Below are 25,688 nucleotides of genomic sequence, written 5' to 3'. Positions count from 1 at the left end.
AATCTTTTTAATCTGCGGGAAAATTATTTAAGCGAGCAGAAGGTCGATCGCTGGGGTGTGAACATTCTTCCAACATAATGCAAAAGTTAGTCCCGCAGATCTAAATGATTACCGCAGATTTTTACTATCATGATTCTGCGTAAATCTTTTTAATCTGAGGGAAAATTGTTCAAGCGAGCAGGGTGGCGATCGCTGGGGGCGTTTGCAATTCCCCTCCACTAGAGGAGTACCTGTAGGGCGAGGTGGCTTTTGAACTGGCTGTTTTTCTTTTTTCTAATCTTTTAACGATCCCACCAAACCCGGGCAGTCAGCACATCGCCCCCCTGAATCCTGCTTACTGCTTCTCTATAATTTTGTGGATTATTCAGAATCTCCGTCGAGAGGTAAATCATTCGCCTCGGGATGGTACCATTGGTTATGTTTCCTCTATAATTAACCGGAACCAGCTTTGGATAATCACTTCTTTTCCAATTTAACCAGGCTTCAATAAAATTAAAGGTGGTTCCTGCATTAATCCAATACTGAGTGTTGATTGCAGTTATTGCCCTTTCTGCATTGCTATCATCAAGCGGATTTTGATTGATAAAGCTATTAATTCTATTTGCATCAACTGCAGCTAAAGGATCTAATTGTGCAAGTGATTGTATAGCGCCGGTGAGCCCATTGGCATAATGAGTTTTGGCGCTCCCTTCTACATTCCATCCCCTTATTTTGGCTTCTGCCCATAGAAACTCTGTCTCTGCATAACTGAGAATAAAAATTGGTCCACCGAGTTTGAGGTATACATTGGTGCGTGGTCTGGAGTATTTTCCAAGCGGGGCGAAATCACTCCCACTCCCCGTACCCCCGGGATAGCCTGGAGCCCTGCTGATATCTGTAGCTCCTCCTTGCAGGTCGTATCCATTTGGAAGTCCAAGTTGAACATTTACATCTGTATTACCGGTTAGGTTTTGATCTGCGCTTTTGGCTAGTCCATCATTTGGAACCTCTCCTATCACGCCCAGTCTCGGGTCGTTTGTGTTCCGAAGCTGATCAATTAGCGTTTTGCTCCATCGCACTTCCAGATAATCTGAATAGGTTCTCAGTGCTAGTGAACTCCCATTTTGGCTATCGAAGGAGGAAGCATCGGTAATTACAATAGCATTATCATCAATATTGCTGAAGGTTTTACCCGCTGCTTTCTCTACCCAGATTTTTGCTTTTGCCGGATCCGCTTTGGTTAACCTCATGGCGATTCTCAACATTAAAGAATAACCAAGCTTTCTCCATTTATTGATGTCACCTTTGTAAAAAAGATCAGCAGTTGGTCCGGGTTTGCTGCTATCCAATTGTGCTATTGCAGTTTCCAGATCGTTTAGCATCTGGTTATAAATTGCTTCTTGCCGATCATAAACCGGATACTTAATCCCTTCGATCGCTTTTGCTGCCTGCGTGTAGGGCACATCTCCGTAGGTATCAGTAATTCTTTGTAAAATCAGCACAAACATGATGTCGCCAATGGCGACGAGGTTTTGATTTGCAGACGGGTCTTTCAATTTCGCCAGTCGCTGCATCTCCCGGATGTAGGAGGCATCCTTATAACCTTCATCAAAAATCCTACCCTGGTAATCGGTGAAACTGCCTACGTTGATGTACTTATCGCCATTGTTATAATAGTTGTAAGTAGAGGCGAGCAGTTGCATCATCGTACTTTGATATAAAAGTTGATAATAGCCAAGATTAGCATATTTTAACTGCGCCTGTGAAAGCAAACTATTGGGATCATAGTTTTCTTCTGTAAGTTTAGTTGGATCGGTATTGATCTCATCCAGTTTTGATTTCGAACAACCAATTATTAAAACGAGAAATGAAATTCCTATTGCACCTATCCTTTTCCAATTCATGGTCTATCTAAATTTAAAGTTGAAATTAATTCCGAAAGTTCGGGTTGCAGGTAATGATGCACCTTCTATTCCGGCGTAGCCGAGGGTTGGCGAAAATTGTGATTCAGGATCCACATTATCAATGTATTTAAGCAATGTGAAGATGTTTCTTGCCACCAAATCGATATTAATGCTACTAAAGGGAGTTTTCTTAAGAAATTGATTCGTGAAGGTATAACCTAAGGTCGCCTGACGAAGTTTTACGAAACTGCCGTTGAGTACCGATAGCGCCGAAACATTCGTAGCCAGTTCAGGATAGTAAGTGTAAGCCGGAACATTTACCGTATTTCTTTGGCCACTTTCTGTTACACCATCTGCAACAATACCCGTCTCCCGCCCGATAAGGGTTGCCTTATTTAGGCCTTGTACATAACTATAATATTCGGTAGCCGATAGAATTTTGTTGCCAAAACGGTAGTCGATCAAAAATGAAAAGTTAAACTGTTTGTAACTGATCGTATTGTTGATTCCTCCATACAAGGTAGGCATAGTACCGCCCATCGGGATAAAATTTCCCCGTTTCGGAATGCCATCAGATCCAATAATTACATTTCCATTAGCATCCCGCAGGTAATCATAAGCCATAATTTGAGTAATTGGCTTGCCCACCACCAGTGCTGTATTGGCATTTAGTGGTCTATACGTACCTGTGAGGGTGTAATTACTATTATCATCGATTGATAGCAGCGTATTTTTAACCTTTGTTAGATTCAGGTTAATCTGCCATTTGCTATTGGCAGTGAGAAGAGGCGTATAACCAAGTGCCAGTTCAATTCCCCGGTTTCGGGTTTCGCCAAGGTTAACATAAGCGGAGGTAAAACCAGTAGTAACCGATTGCTTCGCATTAATAATTTCATTATGGGTAACGCGATTAAAGTAAGTGAAATCTACATTGAAGCGACTGTTAAAAAATTTGAGATCAAGGCCAGCCTCAATCTCGTTCAAAGTAAAAGGCTTTAAATTGTAATTGGGTAGATCGCCGGAAAAACTTCCCACTGGCGTTCCATTAACATTGTTATCTACATTGTAATAAATCTGCGTGGTATAAGGAACAATGGGTTCGCCGCTGGTTTTGGCAAAATCCAATCTTAGTTTACCAAAATCAAGGCCCTTCAATTTGAGCAAGTCTGAAAAAATAAAACTGCCGGATACGCCAGGCACGAAAATCCCGCGGTTATTGGCGGGTAAGGTAGAGTATATATCATATCGGCCGGTTACAGAGAAATTTAGAAAGTGTAGGTAACTTAAATCTGCAGTATAATATGCCGACTCTGTTACTATCCTGGAAACATTGAAAGTTCTGCTACTGGTAATCAGATTTTCCGGCACATACAAATAAGGCATGATAAATTGAGAACCCCTCAACCGTTCGCTATGGCCTTTTCTTTCCCGGTAATTGGCACCCAATGAAAATTGCAAACTCAACTGATCACTTAAATCTCTATTTGCGCTGAGTAAAACATCACTGTTAAATTCTGATGTTTTACTTTGATCGTAAGCATTAATTCCGCCCTGCCTGTTGATGGAAAACGCCGTTCCGGTAGGTAAAATGCTTACCACTTTATCTTTACTAAAATCATAACCCACCCTACCCTGAAGCGAGATCCAATTGGCCAATTGATACTTCATCACTGCAGAGGTGATGTATCGGTTTCGACTGGCATAATCGGCCTGCTTATTCATCAAAAAATAAGGATTGGTCTTGTATTCATCAGCATTCCACTGCCGCTCAAAACCAGTTTCTGAATCAAAACCAGGAGCAAGAATCGATTGATCCAGACTGGTAGCTAAAGCCGAAATTCCATAATTGGCATTTAAAGGTCCATCGCTTAAATAACTTTTATTTTTATTGCGCTCATCGATGTAGTTTCCGGTTAGGCTTAATGAAAGCTTCTTGGTGAGCGCCAGGTTTCCGTAGAAATTAAAGGTTTTTCGGTTAAGTGAACCATTGGTTAAAATGGAATTGTAATCTAAATTAGAAACTGAAACCCGGTAGTTATTGCTCATGTTTCCACCTGTAAGCGAAAGGGTATTGGTAACTGCCGGCGCGGTTCTGTAGAAAGTTTGGATGTTGTTTTTTACTGGATTATATGGCCGCATCGAACCATCAACCTGCATGGTTAACTGGCCATCCATGATTTCACCCCAACTGAGCAAACCCGTGTTAATGGCATTGTATAAATCAGCAGGGCGTTTATTTTGTGCACCCTGACCATATAAATATTGATAATCAGTAGAATTAACCGGAACATCGAAAGCTACATTTGCATTGTACTCTAACTTAGGATCGGCATTTTCTCCTCCACTTTTAAGATTGATGAGGATCACACCATTTACGGCCCGGGCGCCATACAAAGCCGAAGCAGCCGAACCTTTTAAAATGGTGATGGTTTCAATATCATCAGGATTGATGTTGCTGATCCCATCACCGTAATCGGCACCACCATATTCGTTTGCACTTCCTCTAATGCTATTATCAATGGGTACACCATTGATGACAAATAAAGGTGAGGCAGCCGTCATGCTTGAAACACCGCGAATTAATACCCGTGCGGCAGACCCTGGTCCACCACTTACCCCTGTAATATTTAATCCTGCAACCCGGCCTTGTAAAGCTAAAATTAGATTGCTCTCCCTGGCTTTTGAAATGGACGATCCTTTTATCGTAGTTAATGCATAACCGACTTTCTCATTGTCTTTTTCAATGCCCAAAGCAGTAATCACTACTTCTTTTAATACGCGACCGCTGTCTGCCGATGATTTGCCGGAATCACGCTTCCTGATTACTATTAAATTGTTTGGCAATAGCGAATAGACATATCCGCTGTTGCGCAGCAGCTGATCAACTACTTTGAGCGCTTCCTCTTTTTGTACGCTAATGGAAACCCGGTGTTTCGGAATTTGATCTTCACTATAAGCGAAGTGATAAATGGTTTGTTGCGATATGGAGGCAATGACTTGCTCAAAATCTGCATTGTTAAAGTTGAGTGTAACTTTGGTTTGCGCAGTTGCATAAAAAGGAAAGAGCATTCCGATAAATAATACGACTTTTTGCAGCAAACTCATGGCTACAAATATACGTGGCTAATGCTTTGTACTAGCGGAAGATATAGACATTTTTACCCTTTATTGAATAATTAAAATTTTCGATGAATTTTAAAACATCCAATGCTTCACTAATATTCTCTTTGGTAAAGTGGGCTGTAAACTCAACCTTTTTCAAATCAGGATCTTTAAAGAATATTTTAACATCGTAATGCCTTTCAAAAAGCCTGGAAACCTGATCAAAGTTTTTGTTTTTAAAAACGAGTTCATCGCTTGTCCAGGCGGTTTCTTCTACACCACCACTTTCCGTTTGATTTACCTGCCCTTTACCTTCCGCAAGGGTAAACTTATCATTTGGCTGCAAAGTAAACTGTGCTTTTTTATCATCTTTAAGCGTAACCACTACCTTTCCCCTGATCAACGTAGTTTCGGCGAAATCATCATTCGGATATATTTTAACGTTAAAAGCAGTACCTAATACTTGTACGTCCATTTTTTCGGTATGCACGATGAAGGGGTGTTGCGGATCTTTTTTTACATCAAAAAAGGCCTCCCCAGATAGGTAAACATTTCTGTTATCGCCACTAAACTTTTTAGGATACCGGAACCGACTAGAAGAATTAATCTTAACAACTGACCCATCTCCAAGAGTAACCGTTCGGGTATCTGCAGCTTTAGTTTGTACTTTCACCAGTACTAAATGGCCGGAATTACTGAAGAAGAGTACTTCTCTATTGTATAATAAAACGGCTCCCACTAGGATGGCAACCAAAGCTGCAACCTTTAGCCACAAAAAGTTCTTGCGTTTTACAACTTTCAATGGAGTTCTGGCAGGAGGCTGAATCCTCGTTTTGATGCGTTCAAAAACCAAATCAATATTTTCTTCGTCCTCTGTTTCAGATTGCAGGTAATTCTGCAACAATTGATATTCTCTATTTGATGCGCTATTGTTCTCTAACAGTGATTTCAGTTCTATAGATTCATCCGCAGAAATATCTCCGGCCAGTTGTTTTGCAAGCAATTCTGTAAATCTCTGATCTGTCATTTTAGTTGTGGTCTTCTAATTAAGGTTCCTGTTTTTTTGAAAATTGCCTACAAGTAATATAAAAAAGATAAAGTTCCTAGCAGTATTAAGAATGAAATTATGGTTCCGCTTCGGTTTTCGCCAGACTCCATTTCCACCAATGGTTTTAAAATTAACCGAAGTTTGGCAATTGCTCTGAATAATTGCGTTTGCACCGTTCGTGGTGAAATATTAAGCAATTCGGCTACTTCCTTATATTTAAGTCCACCTTCCTTAATTAGCCTGAACACCTCCCGGGCCTGGGGTGCCAAAGTCTCTATAGCAAGATTGAGTTCCTTGTGGAGTTCCTTTGTTTCGAGAATATACTGGGGCGTTTGTGCGGTTGCCGAAACATCTTCATCCACATCTGCCAAGTCTATCAACGTAACTGAAGATTTTTTCTTAAGCTGTTTAAGCGATTGATTCTTAACAGCAATAAAAAGATAGCTTTCAGGATTTAGAATTAATGTTCCCGAACTTCTGTTTTCCCAGCATTTAACAAATACTTCTGTTACCAGGTCTTCTGCAGTTTGTTTATCGCCAACATAGTAAATGGAAAATTTAATCAGCCGGCTATATAAATATCTATAAAGCTGCTCAAAAGCGGTCATATCACTTTCCAGGCAAATCTTACTCCATAAAACAACCAGATCCGGCTTTGCTGCTTTCAAATTAAAATTAATTAGTTTAATTAATCAAACGTAAAGTAATCAAAAAAAATCTAGCCGACAGTCACTTAAACAGAAAAATGTGATTTCTTAAACGGTTACTAAAACGATATAAAATGCTAATAACTGCATTTTAATTGAATGATAATCAGGCTAGAAAAAATAAATATCAAAATCATCAGTTTTTCTGTAGGCAATTTATCCCTAATAAATGCTCTTAACTAATAGACCATCCAGATGGATTCTGCATGGCGACTAACAATTAACCAAATAATTATTATTCAAAATTATTCTTAATGAATATGAAAAAATCTTTACAGCTCACTTGTTTACTGCTTTATGCATCAACAGGTTTGTACGCAGCTGCACCAATCAATCATTTTAACCACGCGGTTTCCTTTCATTCGGTTTACCAGGATGTGATTAAAGGAACGGTAAAAGATGAAAAGGGTGTTACGCTACCCGGTGTAACTGTTGTGATAAAAGGTACAAAAACCGGAACGCAAACTAACACTTCCGGGCAGTATAGCCTTTCTGCTAAAGCTGGTGACGTTTTAGTATTCTCATTTATAGGTTATCAAAACAAAGAGGTAACAGTGGGTACGGAAAGCACTATTGATGTTTCAATGGGTGCTGATTCTAAAAACCTGGAAACAGTTGTAGTAACTGCATTGGGAGTTAAAAGATCAGAAAAATCGTTAACCTACAATACGCAGCAAGTATCAGGCGATGAATTATCGAAGGTAAAAAGCCCTAATTTAATGAACTCGCTAAATGGAAAAGTGGCAGGCTTAACCATCAGCCCGAGTGCATCTGGCGTGGGTGGTTCTGCAAAAGTAATTTTACGTGGTAGCCGTTCGGTAAGTGGAAATAATCAACCTTTATACGTAATTGATGGGGTTCCGATTAGCAATAACGGTAACGCAAACGGCCAGCAAAACAGTGTATTTGGTGGCGGTCAGGATGGCGGCGACGGGATTTCTAACTTAAATCCTGATGATATTGCCAGCATCACGGTTTTAGAAGGTGCATCTGCGGCAGCATTATATGGTAGCCAGGCACAGAATGGTGTAATTTTAATTACCACGAAACAAGGTAAATCGGGCAAAACTGAAATTGGTTTCTCATCCGGTGTAAACATCGATAACATCGCTTACAAACCGAAGTTTCAAAATAGCTACGGACCAGCATCTGCTACCTCCAGAGATAGCTGGGGCAGTGCAATCAACAACTCGACAGATAACTTGAGTGATTTTTTCCAGACTGGAATTAACACCTCAAACGCCATTAATCTTTCTGGCGGATCTGAAATTGCGCAAACTTATTTTTCTTATTCGAACACTTATGCAAGTGGAATTCAGCCAGGAAATAAGTTAAACAGAAACAACATCAACTTACGTGAAACCGCTAAGTTTTTAAATAACAAATTAACTGTTGATGCAAGTGTGAACTACATCAACCAAAAAATTAACAACAGTCCTTCTTTAGGTTTATATTTAAATCCATTGGTAGGCTTATACCTCTTCCCAAGGGGTGTAGATATTAATCCATACAAGGAGCAGTATTTACTTTCTGGTAACACGGGAACTGCCCGCCAGAACTGGTTAGGTGGCTCTGCAGATATTAATCAAAACCCTTGGTGGCTAACCAATTTGAACCCGAATACGTCTATCCGTAACCGTTTCTTATTAAGCGGAAGTGTGAAATATGATGTGGCCAGCTGGTTAAATGTTCAGGTGAGGGGTAATATGGACAGAACCACCGATGATTATGAAAACCACAGGTATTCAGGAATCAACGGAAACTTCAACTCTACCGGAACTGGTTATTTTGCACAGAGCAACCAGACTTTCGTACAAAAATATGTAGATGCGATTGCAAACTTTACAGTGCCATTAACCGGATCAGATTTCAAATTGAATGGATTAATTGGTGGAAGTATTAATGATCAGAAAACCTCTGGTTTGTCTCTTGCAGGAAACCTTTCGGCGGTTGATTTCTTTACCCCTTCAAACACCATTGTGGCACAACCAGGTACTTTTACCGGCAATACGTTAACCAATACCACGGCGATTATACCAAATCACAATCAGTTACAGGCGGTTTTTGGTAACGCCAACTTATCTTACAAAGACTGGGCTTTCTTCACCGTTACGGGTAGAAATGATTGGTCTTCGAACTTATCATACACGCCGAATAATTCTTATTTCTATCCTTCTTTTGGTTTGTCTTTCATTGTTTCGCAAATGTTTAAATTGCCAGAGGTAATCAGTTATGCGAAAGTAAGAGGTACCTATGCCGAAGTAGGTAATACCGTGCCGCCATACCTTACTTTTATTCAAAACACATTGAAAGCAGATGGGGCATTATTGTTCAATACCAATGCAGCTTTTAGAGAATTACAGCCAGAACGCACCAAATCTTTCGAGATCGGAACAGATTTACGTTTCCTGGCTAACCGAATCAATTTTAGCTTTACTTATTACAAAACCAACACCAGAAACCAATATATTCCGGTAATTGCACCGCCTTCTTCGTTGGTATCTACCGGTTATTTAAATGCCGGAAATGTAGAGAACAAAGGTATCCAGTTCATTTTAGGAGCTGATGTGGTTAAAGGCGACGGGCTAAACTGGAACACATCAATTAATGGTTCTGCTAACCGCAATAAAATTATCGATATCGCATCAGAAGATAGAATTTTCAGCGTAGACTTAACTGGTGGTGGAAACAATTCTTACATCTCCAGGTTAAAAGTTGGTGGTTCTTACGGCGATATCTATGGCTATACACTACAGCGTGATGCACAAAACCGCGTTATTTTGGCTGGAGACGGAACCAGCACTTCTCCTTACACACCATTAAAAAGCGCAGACTTTAATTATATCGGCAATGCCAATCCTAAATTCCAATTGGGCTGGAACAACAGTTTCAGCTATAAGGATTTCAGTTTAAGTTTCTTGGTTGATGGTAAATTCGGTGGTCAGGTTTTGTCATTAACCGAAGCATTGATGGACGAAGCTGGCGCATCTGAAGCGACTGGTAATGCGAGAAACCAGGGTGGTGTTAAAATTGATGGTGTAGATACGAGAGGAAATGCAGTTTCTGCAAGCATCAATCCACAAAGTTATTATTCTATTGTTGGAGGAAGATCAGGCGTATCTGGAGAATACATTTACAGTGCAACTGTGGTACGTTTAAGAGAAGCCGCACTAGGTTATACCTTCCCGTTAACTGGGAAAACTTTCAAAAGCATGAAATTTTCAGTTACTGGCAGAAACTTAGTTTACTTCTACAAAAAAGCACCGTTTGATCCAGAGATCACGATGTCGACAGGTAATGGTTTATCAGGAATTGATGTATTCAATCAACCTGCAACCCGTACTTTAGGTTTCAATCTAAATTTAACATTTTAATTCTATTGAAAAACAACATGAAAACTATATATCATAAATCCGCGAATAAAGGGATTAAAGGATTGTCTGCTGTTTTGCTGGCATCTTTAATGGCCCTGAATTTTGGATGCACCAAAGACTTTGAAGAGTTTAACACTAATCCAACTGCACTTTCACCGGAGCAGACAACAGCGCTTTTGAAATCTGCAATTGGCCCGATTGAGCAGGAAATTTTTCACAATTATCAAATCGCACAGAATTTAAGTGCTGATGCTTTTAGTGGATACATGATGGCGCCAACGCCATTTAACGGTGGTATCAACAACATGAACTATTCGCTTAACAACGGATGGAACAGCACTGGTTTTAACGATCAATACAATTTCGTAATGGCGCCAATTTCTAAAATTGGCCAGAGTGAGGTTAAAACAAAATCACCTGAAGCCTGGGGAATTGCCCTTCTTGTTCAGGTAATGGCGATGAGTAGGGTGACTGATAAATTTGGTCCGATTCCTTATACCACAGCAGGTTCTTCACTGGTATCTACGCCTTATGAAAATCAAAAAACAGTTTACGATGCATTTTTCAGGCAGATTGATACCGCAGCAACTAACTTACAGGCGTACATCACGGCGAAACCGGGAATTCCCGCTTTTTATGATAAAGGTGATTTAGTTTATCAGGGCGATCCTGTTAAATGGTTAAAACTGGCGAATTCGCTTCGCTTACGTTTGGCCACGCGCATGGTGAAAGCTGATGCAGCTACAGCAAAACTTCAGGGAGAAAAAGCATTGAGTGCACCGGGTGGCTTATTAACTACGGTTACAGATAATGCTGCAGTAGCCCAATCCGGAACCAGAGATAACGATTTATGGGTGGTTACCGTATCTTATGATGGCGATAATGCTTTAGGCGCTGCTTTACAGTCTTATTTAGTGGGTTATAATGATCCACGCTTACCAGTTTACGCTACACGTGCAACAGATCCGCTACTTGCCAATCAGTATGTTGGCATCAGATCAGGAGCAAATACTTCATTTAATGGTTTGGGTAAACCTGGCTACAGAAACTATTCCAGCATCAATTCAAGCGATAATTTACGGTCGCCTGCCGGACAAAAAGCACCTCAAATTTTAATGACGGCTGCTGAAGTTTGGTTCTTAAAATCGGAAGCTGCACTTCGTGGATGGACAGGTGCCGGAGATGCACAAACTAATTACGAAACCGGAATCGCTACTTCGCTTCAACAATGGAATGTGAGTGCTGGCAATTATTTAGCTGATGCAACGAGCACACCAACTGCTTATGTGGATCCAAAAAACCCGGCAAATAATGCGGCAGCAGTAAGTACGATTACCGTTAAATGGGATGCAGCAGCTTCGAATGAACAGAATTTGGAAAGAATCATCACTCAAAAATGGTTAGCTATCTTCCCTGATGGACAGGAAGCCTGGTCTGAATACAGACGTACAGGTTACCCAAGGTTGTTTACTGTAGCCAATAATTTCAGTAACGGAACCATTAATACCCAAACGCAAATCAGAAGATTGCCTTACCCATCTACCGAATTCGGAAATGGTAACAGTGCAGAAGTGGTTAAAGCGGTTGGCTTATTGGGCGGACCGGATAACGGCGGCACCAGGTTATGGTGGGACGTTGATAAAGGAAATTTCTAATCCAAATTTTAACAAATGATAATTTAAAGGTAGGATGACTGAGGTCGTCCTACCTTTTTTTGTTAGGGAGAAGGAAGAGGAAAGAGCAAGGAGTAAGGAACAAAGAGTAAGGAGTAAAGAGCAAGGAACAAGGAGTGAAGAGCAAAGAATAAAGAGCAAAGAATAAAGACAAAAAACGAAATGAACAACGAAAAATCCTACTTAAAATCCGGAATCGGGAAAAGGTAACCACCAAACAAAATATACGACCATAACAAGGTCCAGAAGATATTAAAGATTTGTGCAACCACAAATGTCAATGCTGGTTTTCCTCCTTGTAATTTAACCAACGAAGAAAACTTCGCTTCCATACCGATAGAAATAAAGGCAATGGCAAACCATATCGTGCGCAATCCGTTCAGCGTTGGCCCTACGCCTTTTGCTGTTGCAGGCGATAGTAAAAAAGAAAACACCAAAGATGCGCCAACAAATCCCAACACAAATTTCGGGAAACGCTCCCATACAATTTTAAGTCCGGGACTTTTAGTTTTCACAGCAGGAATTTCGCCATTTAAATTTGCAGGCTTTCTGTAAGCCCACCAGATGGCGATAAAAAATGCTGCTACGCCAATAAATACATTCTGTGAAAATTTAGCAATTACGCCGGCTTTTACGGCAATCGGCCCGACTAAATCCCCAGCAGCGGTTACAGTTGCCGTAGTATCTAACGTTCCACCCAGCCAGGCACCACCTATCACTTCAGGTATCTGAAAATACCGCACTGCCCATGGCAAGATCACCATCATCGGGATGGCCATAATCAACACCAAAGTAGTTACATAAGATAGTTTTTTCTTATCGCCGTTAATTGCGCCAGCCGCTACAATGGCTGCAGATACCCCACAAATAGACACTGCAGATGCGAGGATGATTCCAAATTCATCGTCTACTTTTAACTTCCTGCTCAGCCATAAAGAAAAAAACCAAACGGCACTTACTACAATTACCGCCTGGATGATTCCTGGCAAACCTGCTTTAATTAAATCAGCAGATAAAATGGTAGTCCCTAAAATCACCAAACCAGTTTTAATATAAAATTCTGAGCGAACGGCTTCCTTTAACCATGCTGGAAGTTTAATCAGGTTGCCTAACAAAATCCCGATCAGCAACGCAAAAACCACATATTCTAATCCATAATAAGATACCGTTTTGTTGCCTCCGATAATGAAAGCAATATTGGCGAGGAGATAAATGAAACTGAAGCCAGCCGCAAACCGGGCAACATTGCCACCCGATAGAGCAATCGCAATGCTTGCCAGTGCAAGAAAAATTACACCAGTTTCCAGGATAAGGAGCAGGTTCCCCGGAGCTAAAATTTTACTCAACAATTCCTCACTTCCACTCCATTTGTAGACTGGCAAAGCAATGGTTGTACCGTTGTTGGTTAAAAATAAAACGCTTGCAATAATAATGGAACCTAAAATTACGGCCCACCAGTCTTCTGTTAAAGATTGTAGAAATGTCTTCTTATCTGGCGTAATACCTGCATCGGTTAATGCAGCGCTATTTTTTGTTGCTGTATGCTCTACTGACATAATTTTCTTTTTGTGAGTTTATTTGATTTCGATTTTAAAAATATCTTTTAATGCCGCCTTTGCAGCGTTATATCCACACATACCGTGTACACCACCACCAGGCGGCGTAGATGATGAACAGATATAAAGACCTTTTGCTGAGGTTTTATATGGTGACCATTTTAACACCGGACGGGTAAATAATTGCCTGATGTCTAAAATCCCGCCATTGATATCGCCACCAATGTAGTTGGGATTATGTGCTTCCATCTGTTCAGTATTCATGGTGTTTCTGGCAAGGATAACATCTCTGAAACCAGGCGCAAAACGTTCTACCTGATTTTCGATAATGGTAGTCATGTCTTGCCTCGAGCCATTGGGAACATGGCAATATGCCCAGCCGGTATGCTTGCCTTTTGGCACCCGCGAAGCGTCAAAAAGACTCTGTTGAGAAAGCAGTACAAAAGGTTTCTCGGCCTGCCTACCTTTACTGGTCATCAACTCGCCTTCTGCTATTTCTTCGAAAGTGTTGCCGAGGTGAATCGTTCCTGCTTTTCTACAGGCTTCGGCCTTAAATGGAATAGGCTCATCTAATGCCCAGTCGATTTTGAATACGCCCATTCCATATCTATAGCGTTCCATCTGCCACTTATAAATATTAGAGAACTTGTGACCTGCAATTTTTAGCAATTGTTTGGGCGTTACATCAAAAAGAACCGCGTGGGCAGAAGGCAATTCTGATAGATTATTTACGAAATGGCCGGTTTCTATCTTGCCGCCAATACTCGTGAAGTAACCACTCAGTGCATGGGCAATGGAGATAGAACCGCCTTTTGGAATCGGCCAGCCTTTCAAATGGCCTGTCGCCATGAGTACCAGCCCTATCGCCGTAGTACTTAAATTGCTTAACGGCTGAATGGCATGAGCTGCCATACCGCCAAACAAACCCCGTGCAGCCTGCCCTTTAAAATGATCAACAAAATAGGTAGCACTGGTAATGGCTTTCAAACCAAAATTCGCCATAGCAATTGGATGTGAAGGTAACCGCAGTGGCCCTAATGTATCTTTGTCTATGAGCGCCCAGTCTGAAGTCACAGATTTCATCAGCTTTTCATAAGCCTGTTCATCGCGACCTAAGAGACTTGCAGTACGTGTAATGGATTGGTCTAAAATTGCTGCGGTGCCATCATCAAAAGGATGAGCCGCGGCAAGTGTTGGGTAAATAAATTCCAAGCCATGTGCAGCTAAAGGAAGTGTTTTAAGGAAGGGCGAAGCGACAGCCATTGGATGAATGGCAGAGCAAACATCATGTAAAAAGCCCGGCAATGTAAGTTCTTCTGATGCCAGACCTCCACCAATTTTATCTTTCCCTTCGATGATTAAGACTGATAACCCCTGTTGCTGCATTAAAATAGCTGCAGCCAATCCGTTGGGACCAGAACCTACTACAATCGCATCGTAATCACGTTTTTCCAAACTCATTTTTTATTTTGTATAATTTTCAGGCTTAAAAAACACGAAGCCATCTTCCCTAATCTTCCAGGCGGTAATCGGATTCATGTGGTAGCCACCTATATGCTGACCCCTCGCCTCCACCAATTGTTTTAGCGTAGGCTGCAAATATCCCGTTTCATCTGTTACCCTGCTTAAAATTTCTGTTGAAACGCCATTCCAGTTCCATAAATATCTGAAATAAGTGTGGGCTTTGCTCAATACAGGCTCCTGTAGTTTTGCAATTTCCCAGCTTTTTCCTCCATCTGTACTCACTTCCACCTTGCTCACCTTTCCTCTCCCGCTCCAGGCCAATCCACGAATTTCAACATAACCTTTGTTAATTTGCTGTGGATAAGATGGGTAAGTGATGATAGAACGGGCGTCCATCTCAAAGCTAAACATGCTAATTTTATCCTTCACGGGATAAGTATACTTGGAAGTTTCTTCACGCGTCATATAAGGCTCCTCAGATAATTCAATCCTCCTGAGCCATTTAATGTTCATATTCCCTTCAAATCCGGGCAATAATAGCCTGATAGGATAACCTTGTTCCGGTCTGATGGCTTCTCCGTTTTGGGCATATACGATCATCGCATCATCCCAGGCTTTAGCTATGGGAATGGTTCTGGTCATCACTGCCGCATCAGAACCTTCTGCTAAGAACCATTTTGCTGCTGCATCAATTCCAACTTCATTAAAAATTGTTGATAACAATACACCTGTCCATTCACTCTGGCTTGTTAAACCCAGAATATCCTGAGGTGTCATTTCTTCCTTTCCCGTTCTGAAATTGCCGGCACACTCAATAAAGCAGGTGCGGGTAACCGATGGAAAACGCTTTAAATCTGCGAGGGTAAACATCATCGGCCGCTCCACTAATCCATGAATTAACAGTTGATGTTTTGCTGGATCAATATTAGGGATACCGGCGTGATGACGCTCAAAATGAAGATCAGCCGGCGTAATGGTGCTATGTAAATCTTGCAGCGGTGTGCGCGAAGAAATATCTGAAGGTTTCCGGACAGGATTTTCGAAGGCAGATCGCTTACCCAAAGCACTTGGACCCGGACCAGGTATTTTCGTTGGATCATCAGTGATATTTACATCTTTCTCCAGCGCAAACAATTCACCCAAGGGCAGAACCGCAGCAGCCAGGACACCACCTAACAGGCTTCGCCTGCTTATGCCGCCAGCTTTATTTTCAACATTAAGCTTTATTTCCTTTTTCATTATTTAATTTCCGCTCCTCCTTTGCGATCATCCATAATAAAAAGTTTTTTTGCCGGCATTATCACTTTTGAAAGGTTATTTGCATCCAGCACCACATCAGCACCTACAATTTTATTGGCATTTAAAAGATAAGCACTCAGGCTGTAAACTTCATTATTGGTGAGTGAACCTGGGAGATTGTAGGGCATTGCCCGTCTGATGTAATCAAACAAGGTGGTGGCATACGGCCAGTAATTGCCAATAGTTTTTGGTTGGGCTGTAGCTAAAGTATCGCTTACCAAAGCGCCACCTACTAATTTAACAGCCCCGGTTTGCTTACCATCCGAACCATGACAAACTGCACATTTCGCAGCATAAATCAACTTCCCTTTATTTACATCGCCCTGTCCTGCCGGTAATCCTTTTCCATCTGGCCTAACATCAACATCCCAGGCAGTAATTTCTGCACCCGTTGCTGATCTACCGAAACCAAACCTCAAAGGCTTTCTCAAGCTGTCTGTTAATGGCTGCGGTTTTTGAGCAGCCACGAAGGAATCATTTACGGAAAGCAGGATCATCGCCAACAGCAAACTGAAAAGGAATAATAATCTTTTATTCATCTGTTTAATATTTTCCTGCATTCAATGTGCTTTTTGGTAACACATATTTTCGTTCGTAACGATTTAACACCACGTAAACCGAATCTTTAGCTTCATTTAATCCTGTTAGTACCACTTGAGAACCATCTTTAGTATCATAGTGTAGTACCATTCTGTTTCTTTTGGTCACCTTGGGTTTTTCCGCAAATTCCCGGTCACGCCTGGTTGACCACGCCATTGAATCTATCATTTCTTTCTCATTTCCAATATGTACCCAGGCTGTTTTACTAATCCATTCATCAGGTTTTTCTGCCTCGCCTGCCTTAACCACACCTTTCTCGCCACCACGAAGCGCCATCACATTTTTATCCTGAAGGTAAAGTACCTGATCAATGGTATCGGCATAATAATGAAAAGCGCGCTGTCCACCGGCTACACCGCTAATTTCAAAGGTGCGTTGAATGTCGCGCATCGGACTTCCTCCTCCGTTTGAAGGGTCAATCAACACTGGCCGGTTTACACGAAAAGTGAGTGTTGTCCAGTTTTCGAACGTTGCCTCCTGCCATCTGGTAGAATCGAGTGGATTATAAGGAATCACTTGTCCGTTGATTTTAAATTCCGTTACCTGATAATTTCCACGTAATTTTTTTACACCCGCAGTAGCTGGTTGTTTGTATGGATCAAATTTGAAATTGATAACCTCTGTGTAGGTCATTACGCCAAAAAAGATCACGAAAGTCAATGCTTTTAAACTCATGCGCGTATACTTCCATGCGGGTTTGCTGAGGTCCGGATAAACCCGGAAAGGCACAGTATACCGTTCCAGGATGAGTAAATTGTAAAGTTTTGGAATATCATCTGCCACCAGGAAAAGCCCCAGCACTACGAAATAAAACGCGTAAACATGTACACCGCCATCATAGGCATAGTTTACAAAAGTGATATCGCCCAATGCAGCAATCAGCAAAATTGCGCCAAAAGTTGTCGTTTTTCTGAAGAACAGAAGTGCCCCAGCCAAAATCTCTACAACACCACCAAAAACCTGATACCAGGGCACCACACCCACCGAGAGCCAATAAATTTTCTGCGCGGTGAAGTCTCCAAAGTTACTATTCAGCAAGCCAAGAGATGGATAAGGCATTTGCGTAGGAAACAGTTTGGTAAAACCGAAACCGATAATGCCAATACCAGCCCGATAGCGTACCACCACACGAATCCAATAGTAAAGTTCGTAATATGATTTTCGCCTGCGGTCTAATATCGACCAGATGGCACCCCCTGCCAGTCCGATCAATAAAGCAATTCCCCAATCGGCATAATCAGCTAAAAAACTTTTCTTTGGAGGCATGCCTGTAGCATTCTCGTTGCCTTTTTTCAATTTTCTTTTAGCTTTTTTATCCTCTGCATTTCCAGCTGGCGAATCAGTAACATCACGGTTCCGTTGACCGCCAAGAAGGGAAAGAAAGCCCGGCTGAAAACGGGCAATATCATAAAGGTCGCGGTAGTGCGGGCGAGACCAATCCAATGTGAAAACATTTTTATACCAATTAGGCGAAAAAGGGATGCACATGGCCAGTAAAAAAATGAATAACACACGAAATCCAAATTTTTTAAGCGCAGACCATGGTTTTAATTTGGCCGGTGTAACACTGGTTACTGTATCTTGATTTTCGTTTTTGCTAAGGTCAGACATGGTTTATTAGTTTACTGTTTAGCTTAAATTAAAGTTTTAGCGCTTTTCGGCGGCTCATTTTTAATGAATATTTTTTCTCAATCCGGTTCAAAACCACATATAAGGAGTCGCCTTTTTCATTGGTACCTTTCAATATAACCGTAGCAGTATCAGGTCGGCTATAGTTGAATTTAAAACGCTCACCTTTATAGTGGAAGTTTTTATTTGCCAATACCAGTGCATGATTTGTGGTATCGAGTTGGTAAGCATAGTAATGTCTTCCGCCGGTTCCGGCCAATTCGTAATTGCGGTCTTGATCATTCGTAAAAATTCGTTCGTAATTTAATGAGTCGATCAACACCGGGCGGTTGGATCTGATACTGATCGTTGCCCATTTCTCAAATACCACATCTTTCCATCTAATGGGATCAGCAGGATTATAGGGCAGCGTTTTATTATTAATTCTAAATTCACTCACATTATATATTCCAGCAGCTGCCGGCAAACCTTTCGTTTTGGGAAACTGATAAGGATTATGGCGCGAACCGGAATAGGTTTTAAATCCATAGAAGAAGACAAAAAAGAAAATAATAAATCCTTTTGCTGCGGTACGAATAGACCTTAAATTGTTGTTAAAATACGGTTTAAAACCATTTGGCTGTGTCGGGCGCTCCAGCGCAATGAGGTTGTAAATTCTAAGCGCATCAAACCACAAAATAAATAAAGCAAGACTGATGAGGTACAGGGCATAAACGTATTCGCCACCTTCATAAGCTAGGTTTGAGATAAACACGTTGCCGGTAAAAACCAGAATAATAACCGCCCCAACTGTTGCCGTTTTACGAAAGAACAACAGCAAACCAGCCAGAATTTCAACTGCGCCTAAGAATGATTCATAACCAGGAACAATGCCTAAGCTCATCGAAAAAAGCTTCCAGTTGGTAAAATCTCCATAACTGGTATTTAGATTACTTATGGAAGGAAAGGGCGCCTGCATGGGGAAAAATTTAATGAAGCCGTAACCAATAATTCCGATAGCCAAACGGTACCTTACCAATACCCTGAGCCAATAATAGAGTTCATTGTAGTTGGCATTTTTATGTTTCGAACGCGACCAAAAGGCAGCCCCGATTAACGCGATTACGGCTACAATAAGCCAGTTAACTAAACTGTCTGTACCTGGGATAAACTTCGCAGCTAAACGGGTGAGGTCAAAAATATTTCCATAAGATATATACAGCCAGTTGAAGCCGAATAAAAGCTTAAAGAGATCGACACTTAGTGGAAGGGCCTGAAGTAGAAAAAAAATGAAAAAGAAGCGAAAGATCAGCTTTTCATTGTCTGTCCATTGGCTTGCAGAAATACTGTGCGTTTGAGTCATTACCTTAATTCTGATTTGACGTTTTTCAATGCTAATTTTTTGCAGTATTGGTTTTCTTTGCCTCAGCAATTACCTTTCTGGCAGCTAAATCATACCGCTGCCCATTTCTTAAAAAGAAAAAAGGACCGCTTGAAGTCGTAAAATCTTCCCGGCCATCTGCCACATGTTTATTGCTATCATTTATGATATGTGCATAATCGTAAATGGCCACGAAAGATTTCCCCAATACCTGAAGCGTATCTTGCTGCACCAACACTGCAGTAGCCTCATCCAGGCCGATGCCAATCAGTTCAGGAGATTTACGGATAAAGTCTACCAGATCGAACTGCCGGTTGCGCACTAGTAAATGCTGATCAATGGCAGAATTTTTAAGAAAAGCAAGACCCTGGGTATGATCACCCACCAAAATGTGCGCACCTCTGGTATCTCCACGCCACAAAAAGGAACCTAAAATAGTTGCACCTGCAGAACTGCCCGCAATTACACCACCTCGGTTAAGTACCTCGATAAAAGCCTGGTGCGTGAGCGTATTGAGGTAAGAATCTGCTATTCGCCATTGCCTGCCACCTTCAAAATAAACGGCAGTTGCTTTTTTTAGCGGCGCAATGAACTTTTCGCTATTTGCTTCTTTGATGTCGCTCGTATGCAAAAGCGTCACATTTTTAATTCCGGTTTGCCGCTTCACTTCTTCCACCCCTTTTTGATCGAAGGCCGCAGAATCGCCTGTGGCTGTAGTCACCACCACCAGTACTGCCTTCTCTTTCCCACCGGCAAGCTCGGTGAATTTATCCCAGATATCTCGTTGCGCACCCACATTGCCGCCAATAATAATCAGGCTGCCTTGCTCCGGCCCATGCCTGGTAACTGACTTTTTTATTGTAATCGGCGACTGTTGCGCCAGGACTGAAATACCAAATGCTGCAAGAGCAAAAACAGTTAATGTTATTTTTTTCATACTCATGTTAATAACCTGGATTACGGTTTGCACCCGCAAGTTGTGGATCAACCAATGTTTCATTATAAGGAATTGGAAATAGGTAAAGGTGCTTATCTGGCAGTGCTAAAACCGTTTGTGCCCGATCTGTGCGAACAAGATCGAACCAGCGGTCGCCTTCAAATGCGAATTCAAGCTGACGCTCATTCTCCAGTGCCAATAAAAGTCCTGCCAGTGTGGAGGCTGTGGTTGGGTTAAGACCAGCCCTGATTCTAACAGCATTTAGATCTGCAGTTGCAGCAGTTAAATTACCCTGATAAGCCCTTGCTTCTGCGCGGATCAGGTAAAGTTCAGCAATCCTGATGAGGTAGGCAGGGTCCGTTCCAAGCGGGTTGCGGTAATATAACCGGCCATACCACAAGTTGCCCGGAGGCGCTGTTCTGGCAATTAACGCATTCCGGTTTCCACCTACAGCTGGGTTGTTTAATTGTGCTACCAAAGCATCGTTTGGCGACCATTCCCTTCTGCCGCCTAAAGCAGGTGGAAGCCACCAGTTGCTGTGGTTATTGGTATTTGATGTGGTATAGGCCAATTCCAGGATAGATTCATTGGTATTTGATGCATTATTTGCAAAAAAAGCACTATAAGGCGCAACTAACGAATAGGTTGCATTATCACCGATTACGGATGTAGCAAACTGCTCTGCCAATGCCCAATTTTTTTGGTATAAATAAAACCTCGCTTTAAGTGCCTGCACGGTACGAAGAGACACCCGGTTTCTATTTACAGCAGCAGGTACCAAAGTTTCTGCGGCGTTTAAATCTTTGAGCACTTGTGCATAAGTATCGGCTAAACTGCTTCGTGGAATGTCAGAATTATCGGAAGAAGTATTGGTTGGTTTCAAAATCAACTGTACTCCGCCCCAACCTCTCGCCAGATCAAAATAAGAAAGTGCACGTACGAAGTAAGCTTCACCTAAGTATTGATTTCTTAAGGCGGTTGAAAACTGAGGATCGGTTACGCCAGGAACTTTATCTATAATATAGTTGGCTTGCGAAATAGTTCTATAAATCGCCGTCCAGGCAGATTGCACGTAGCCATTGGTTGCCGATGTTAAATGTTTGGTAATTTCATTCGGATCAGATTGCGAACCAGACCATTGGATATCGCCAGCAGAAAGGTAAGAAAGTGCGGGAAAATTTGATCCATAATAACCGTTGCTGGATAGCAAATTAAAAAGACCGTTAGCAGCGGTTGTCGCAGAACCAGCATTAATAATTGCCTGATTCTGATCTACCTGAAGTTGTGGTTCTACCTCCAGAAACTTTTTGCAGGAAGAAAACAGTACCACGAGGGACATAATGTAAATTACTTTTTTCATAATTGTTGCCATGATTAAAATGTAATGTTTGCGCCGATTTGGAAAGTTCTTGGTACCGGAGGGGTTCCCAGGTCATAACCTAACACCGTTGCAGATGATGACACATTGATTTCCGGGTCCGGCCCTTTGTATTTGGTCCACAAAGCCAGATTTGACCCACTTGCGTAAATTCGAACGGCAGACATTTTAGCTTTCTTAGTGATGCTTTTCGGAATGTTGTAGCCTAATGTTACATTACTTAGGCGAATAAATGAACCATCTTCAATGTTCCTGCTGGTCGGGCTGATGGTGTAATTCTGGCCATAAGCCGTAAGCCTTGGCATAGCGGTAATATCCCCAGGTTGTTGCCAGCGATCCAATTGATATACATCCATCGCCCTGTTGGCGTCGCGGGTTCCGCCACCTTCCAGAAAATAATGGTTATTATTGTACACTTTGTTGCCGTAAACAAAGTTGAAAAATACCGACAGATCAAAACTCTTGTAGCTGAAATTATTAGTTAACCCTCCACTAAATTTCGGCAACGCATTTCCTACCGGAACAATGTCATTTGCGTTAATGACTCCATTTTTATCTGCATCTTCATACACTGCATTTCCAGTTTGTGGATCTACATATAATTGATTGTACACAAAGAAAGTATACATCGATAAACCTTCAACCATCCGCTGCGCAGCATACGCAGCCACAACTGGCGTTGGTAGTTTCTCAATTTTGTTGATATTTCTAGAAATGTTGAAATTCGTATTCCATTTGAAAGCATGATCGATATTTACACTGCTTACATTAAATTCGAAACCTTTGTTGCTCATTTCACCGGCATTGGTTAATATCGATGAAAAACCTTTGCTTGATGCCAGCGGGAGGTTAAGCAGTAAATTGCTTGTATATTTTTCATACACATCTCCGCTAATGATTAAACGATCTTTAAACAAACTCAAATCCAGACCAATATTGGTTTGACGGGTACTTTCCCACTTCAAATCAGGGTTGGCCAGTTGCGAGGCAACGGTACCGGGATTGTTTTGGTAGTTCGCACCCGCTCCCCATAACCCGCGTGATGCAAAATCGTTGATTCCGTTCTGGTTACCGGTGATTCCGATACTGCCTCTTAGTTTTAAGTCAGAGATTACAGCGACATCTTTTAAGAAGTTTTCTTTGTTAATGCGCCAGGATACCCCGGCCGATGGAAAATATCCCCATTGGTGATTGGTACCGAAACGGGATGAGCCATCACCACGAACACTGAAAACGGCATAATATTTACCTGCATAATTGTAATTTAACCGCGTAAAAAATGAGGATAAGGTATATTTCGTCTCAGAAGCCGATGACGTTGTGGTTGCCGCAGAAGCGATTTGCTGAAAAGAGTCATTTGGAAAATTGGTTCCCTGGGCCAAAACCTGTTTGCTCACAGAACCTTGCAGAGAGTTTCCGACTAGTGCGCCAAAACTATGATTACCAAAAGTATGGGTATAATTTAAGGTTTGTTCATTCGTCCAGATGGTGTTATCACTAACGCTGTTTGAACCCAGGTTTCTATTGGCAATTCCTAAATTGGTTAAGCTATTCCAGTATTGGTATTCATCGTACTGGTTATAATCAACACTCCAGCTTGTTTTAAAAGTCAGGTCTTTAAGAATTTTTACTTCACCATACACATTGCTGATTAACCGATTACTCGTACTATTCATGTTTGTATTGGCCAGCAACACATCCAGATTATCAAATCCCGCCCACTTTCCAGGTGTTCCATCGGCGTTCACTTCTGGTAAATAGGTTGGGGTATGTAAGGCAGATTGAAGAATGCCACCCTGTGGTCCATCGCCCACCCTCGCATTTGTACGGTAAGTTTGGGTCAAAATATTACTTGTTCCTATCGTAATAAGGTCGCCAATTTTCTGATCAAGGTTAATTTTAAAGCTGCCTCTTCTAAAATCATTTGTTTTTAAAGTTGCCTCCTGTTTATTCAGCCCACCACCAATATAATAAGTCGTTTTATCATTACCTCCCGAAACAGATACATCGTAATTTTGCAAAAATCCGGTCCTGAAAGTTTTACTCAATCTATCGTACGTACTTTGTTCCTGAGGCAAACCGCGTGGAGCCGGAGATGCGGCCGGGTTATCTGTTAATGCCCTGAAAGGTTGAAAACGATAGGTGGTCGCCGGATTAGTGCCATTAGCTGCAGCAATGGCAATGGCATCTGCATTCGAATTTCTATAAAATTCATTTACCAGTTCTGCATGCTGCGGACCAGTAACCAGCTCCCACAACTTAGGTGCTTTTGCAGTACCCACATAGGCACTCAGGCTTACCTTTGGCCCGGTATTGTATTTTCCGCGTTTCGTAGTAATTAAAATGACACCGTTAGCTGCCCTGGCACCATAAATCGCTGTTGCATCAGCATCCTTTAATACGGTTACGCTTTCGATATCATCAGGATTAATGTCTGATAACGGATTATTAGCCTGACCTTGTGTGGTAATGCGTTGTAACGATCCGCTGTTTACATAAACGCCGTCTATTACATACAGCGGATCATTACTGGCGTTTATAGAAGTAGTTCCCCTAATTCGGATAAACATCCCATCGCCCGGCACTCCAGTTGACGTACTAACCTGTAAACCAGGTGCTTTACCCTGCAATTGTTCCGCAAATGTAGCGGTGGGTTTTGTTCTTACTTCATCAACAGCAATAGTAGATACCGCGCCAGTTAACGATTTTCTGGTTTGTTTGCCGTAACCAACAACCACAACATCGTTTAGCTGACTGTTGGTTTCTTTTAAGCGAATCGTGATCGGACTGGTTGAAACTACGAGTTCTTTGGTTTGGTAACCCACTGAACTTAAGATTAAGGTATAAGGTAATTTCTGGCCGGTAACGAACATAAATTTACCATCGCCGTCTGTTGATACCAAGTGCGTAACCCCCTTAATACGAACCACCACACCCGGTAAAGGTTGTTTGGTGGCCGAATCGATCACTACACCCTGTAGATTCGAATTAATGAGCGGAGGTGGTTCTACCTGAGCAAAGAGTTTGTTGGAAGCAGACAGCAATAAAAAAGAGAAAATAAGGCTGGCTTTGAGAATATACTTTTTCTTATGGAGAAATATTTCCATATTTAAACTGGTTTTAGGTAAATGATTATTTCATTTGAATAAAGCTGAGCGGATATCAGTGCGTGATTGGCGTTACAGAACTGATATTCCAATTAACCGGTGAGGCTTCCTTGCCGGTTTTTTTATAGACTTTCAACACATAAGTTCAGAGATCGGATTGGTTAAGGATTGACGGATATTCATAGTGCGTTCAACTACAATAAAGGTTTTTGAATAAATGTAGAATGGCTGATAGATACGATGGCAAAGCTGACACCTTAAGTACTTGATTAAGAATTGTTCCAGTTGTATTCATCGCGATGGCAAACGTAAAAAAAAATAGTTAATCTACCAAATCGATAGATTAACTATTTTTATATAACTACATCCTTCTAAATCCTTTTAGATTATGCTAAGCCGGAAAGATAATATTATATTTTGTGCCCCATTTGCCTGTTAACATACCATTTTTATCTTTGTAACCGTTATCTTTGGAGGAATACAGATATCGATTCGTTTAAACCGTAAAATTTGCATGATAAAAATTATTCATTCCTTCCCTATTTCCGGGCTTTGTCTACTTACATTTTTC

General features: G+C 41.5%; 15 protein-coding genes. 2 read left to right on the top strand and 13 right to left on the bottom strand.

Features of this window, described 5'->3' with window-relative positions; genetic code table 11:
* Window positions 1-281: 281 nt before the first annotated feature.
* Genes SOM16_RS22510 through SOM16_RS22495 form a run of 4 tightly spaced genes read right to left on the bottom strand, consistent with a single transcriptional unit; the run spans window position 282 to window position 6,701 of the window.
* The gene (locus tag SOM16_RS22510) at window positions 282-1,883 is read right to left on the bottom strand and encodes a SusD/RagB family nutrient-binding outer membrane lipoprotein (protein WP_320466252.1); all 1,602 of its coding nucleotides are present in this window, start codon (window positions 1,881-1,883) and stop codon (window positions 282-284) included.
* 3 nt (window positions 1,884-1,886) lie between these two features.
* A complete protein-coding gene (locus tag SOM16_RS22505) occupies window positions 1,887-4,988 on the bottom strand; it encodes a SusC/RagA family TonB-linked outer membrane protein (RefSeq protein ID WP_320466251.1) in 3,102 nt (1,033 codons plus the stop codon).
* Between the two features lie 31 nt (window positions 4,989-5,019).
* Complete coding sequence (locus SOM16_RS22500) at window positions 5,020-6,012, bottom strand: FecR family protein (RefSeq protein ID WP_320466250.1); 993 nt, start codon at window positions 6,010-6,012, stop codon at window positions 5,020-5,022.
* A gap of 47 nt (window positions 6,013-6,059) precedes the next feature.
* The gene (locus tag SOM16_RS22495) at window positions 6,060-6,701 is read right to left on the bottom strand and encodes an RNA polymerase sigma-70 factor (protein ID WP_320466249.1); all 642 of its coding nucleotides are present in this window, start codon (window positions 6,699-6,701) and stop codon (window positions 6,060-6,062) included.
* Window positions 6,702-7,000: 299 nt separating this feature from the next.
* Here SOM16_RS22495 and SOM16_RS22490 point away from each other — a divergent pair, with 299 nt between their 5' ends.
* Together SOM16_RS22490 and SOM16_RS22485 are read left to right on the top strand one after the other, a co-directional pair.
* The gene (locus SOM16_RS22490) at window positions 7,001-10,114 is read left to right on the top strand and encodes a SusC/RagA family TonB-linked outer membrane protein (protein WP_320466248.1); all 3,114 of its coding nucleotides are present in this window, start codon (window positions 7,001-7,003) and stop codon (window positions 10,112-10,114) included.
* Window positions 10,115-10,131: 17 nt separating this feature from the next.
* Window positions 10,132-11,769, top strand: coding sequence for a SusD/RagB family nutrient-binding outer membrane lipoprotein (locus SOM16_RS22485; protein WP_320466247.1), 1,638 nt, complete (start codon window positions 10,132-10,134; stop codon window positions 11,767-11,769).
* Window positions 11,770-11,966: 197 nt separating this feature from the next.
* Here the strand turns inward: SOM16_RS22485 and SOM16_RS22480 are convergent, their stop codons facing one another.
* The 9 genes from SOM16_RS22480 to SOM16_RS22440 are packed head-to-tail and all read right to left on the bottom strand — an operon-like array spanning window position 11,967 to window position 25,117.
* Complete coding sequence (locus SOM16_RS22480) at window positions 11,967-13,343, bottom strand: YeiH family protein (RefSeq protein WP_320466246.1); 1,377 nt, start codon at window positions 13,341-13,343, stop codon at window positions 11,967-11,969.
* A gap of 18 nt (window positions 13,344-13,361) precedes the next feature.
* Window positions 13,362-14,804, bottom strand: coding sequence for a phytoene desaturase family protein (locus tag SOM16_RS22475; RefSeq protein ID WP_320466245.1), 1,443 nt, complete (start codon window positions 14,802-14,804; stop codon window positions 13,362-13,364).
* Window positions 14,805-14,807: 3 nt separating this feature from the next.
* Entirely contained in the window at window positions 14,808-16,046 is a 1,239-nt protein-coding gene (gene soxC, locus SOM16_RS22470) for a sulfite dehydrogenase (RefSeq protein WP_320466244.1), read from the bottom strand.
* Window positions 16,046-16,645, bottom strand: coding sequence for a c-type cytochrome (locus tag SOM16_RS22465; protein ID WP_320466243.1), 600 nt, complete (start codon window positions 16,643-16,645; stop codon window positions 16,046-16,048). The genes soxC and SOM16_RS22465 overlap by 1 nt, the downstream gene beginning before the upstream one ends.
* A 4-nt stretch (window positions 16,646-16,649) precedes the next feature.
* Window positions 16,650-18,317, bottom strand: coding sequence for a hypothetical protein (locus tag SOM16_RS22460; RefSeq protein WP_320466242.1), 1,668 nt, complete (start codon window positions 18,315-18,317; stop codon window positions 16,650-16,652).
* A gap of 28 nt (window positions 18,318-18,345) precedes the next feature.
* The gene (locus SOM16_RS22455; protein ID WP_320466241.1) at window positions 18,346-19,677 is read right to left on the bottom strand and encodes a DoxX family protein; all 1,332 of its coding nucleotides are present in this window, start codon (window positions 19,675-19,677) and stop codon (window positions 18,346-18,348) included.
* A gap of 31 nt (window positions 19,678-19,708) precedes the next feature.
* Window positions 19,709-20,632 carry a cyanophycinase gene (locus SOM16_RS22450; RefSeq protein ID WP_320466240.1) on the bottom strand — a complete coding sequence of 308 codons (924 nt, stop codon included), beginning with the start codon at window positions 20,630-20,632 and terminating at the stop codon, window positions 19,709-19,711.
* Between the two features lie 7 nt (window positions 20,633-20,639).
* Window positions 20,640-21,992 (bottom strand): RagB/SusD family nutrient uptake outer membrane protein, encoded by a 1,353-nt coding sequence (locus tag SOM16_RS22445; protein WP_320466239.1) that lies wholly within the window; start codon window positions 21,990-21,992, stop codon window positions 20,640-20,642.
* A 14-nt stretch (window positions 21,993-22,006) separates the two neighbouring features.
* On the bottom strand, window positions 22,007-25,117 hold the full coding sequence (locus SOM16_RS22440; RefSeq protein ID WP_320466238.1) for a SusC/RagA family TonB-linked outer membrane protein: 3,111 nt from the start codon (window positions 25,115-25,117) through the stop codon (window positions 22,007-22,009).
* Window positions 25,118-25,688: the final 571 nt, after the last annotated feature.

Source organism: Pedobacter sp. CFBP9032 (genome assembly GCF_034045265.1).
Taxonomy (GTDB): Bacteria; Bacteroidota; Bacteroidia; order Sphingobacteriales; family Sphingobacteriaceae; genus Pedobacter.
This window is presented reverse-complemented; position numbering and strand designations above follow the sequence as displayed.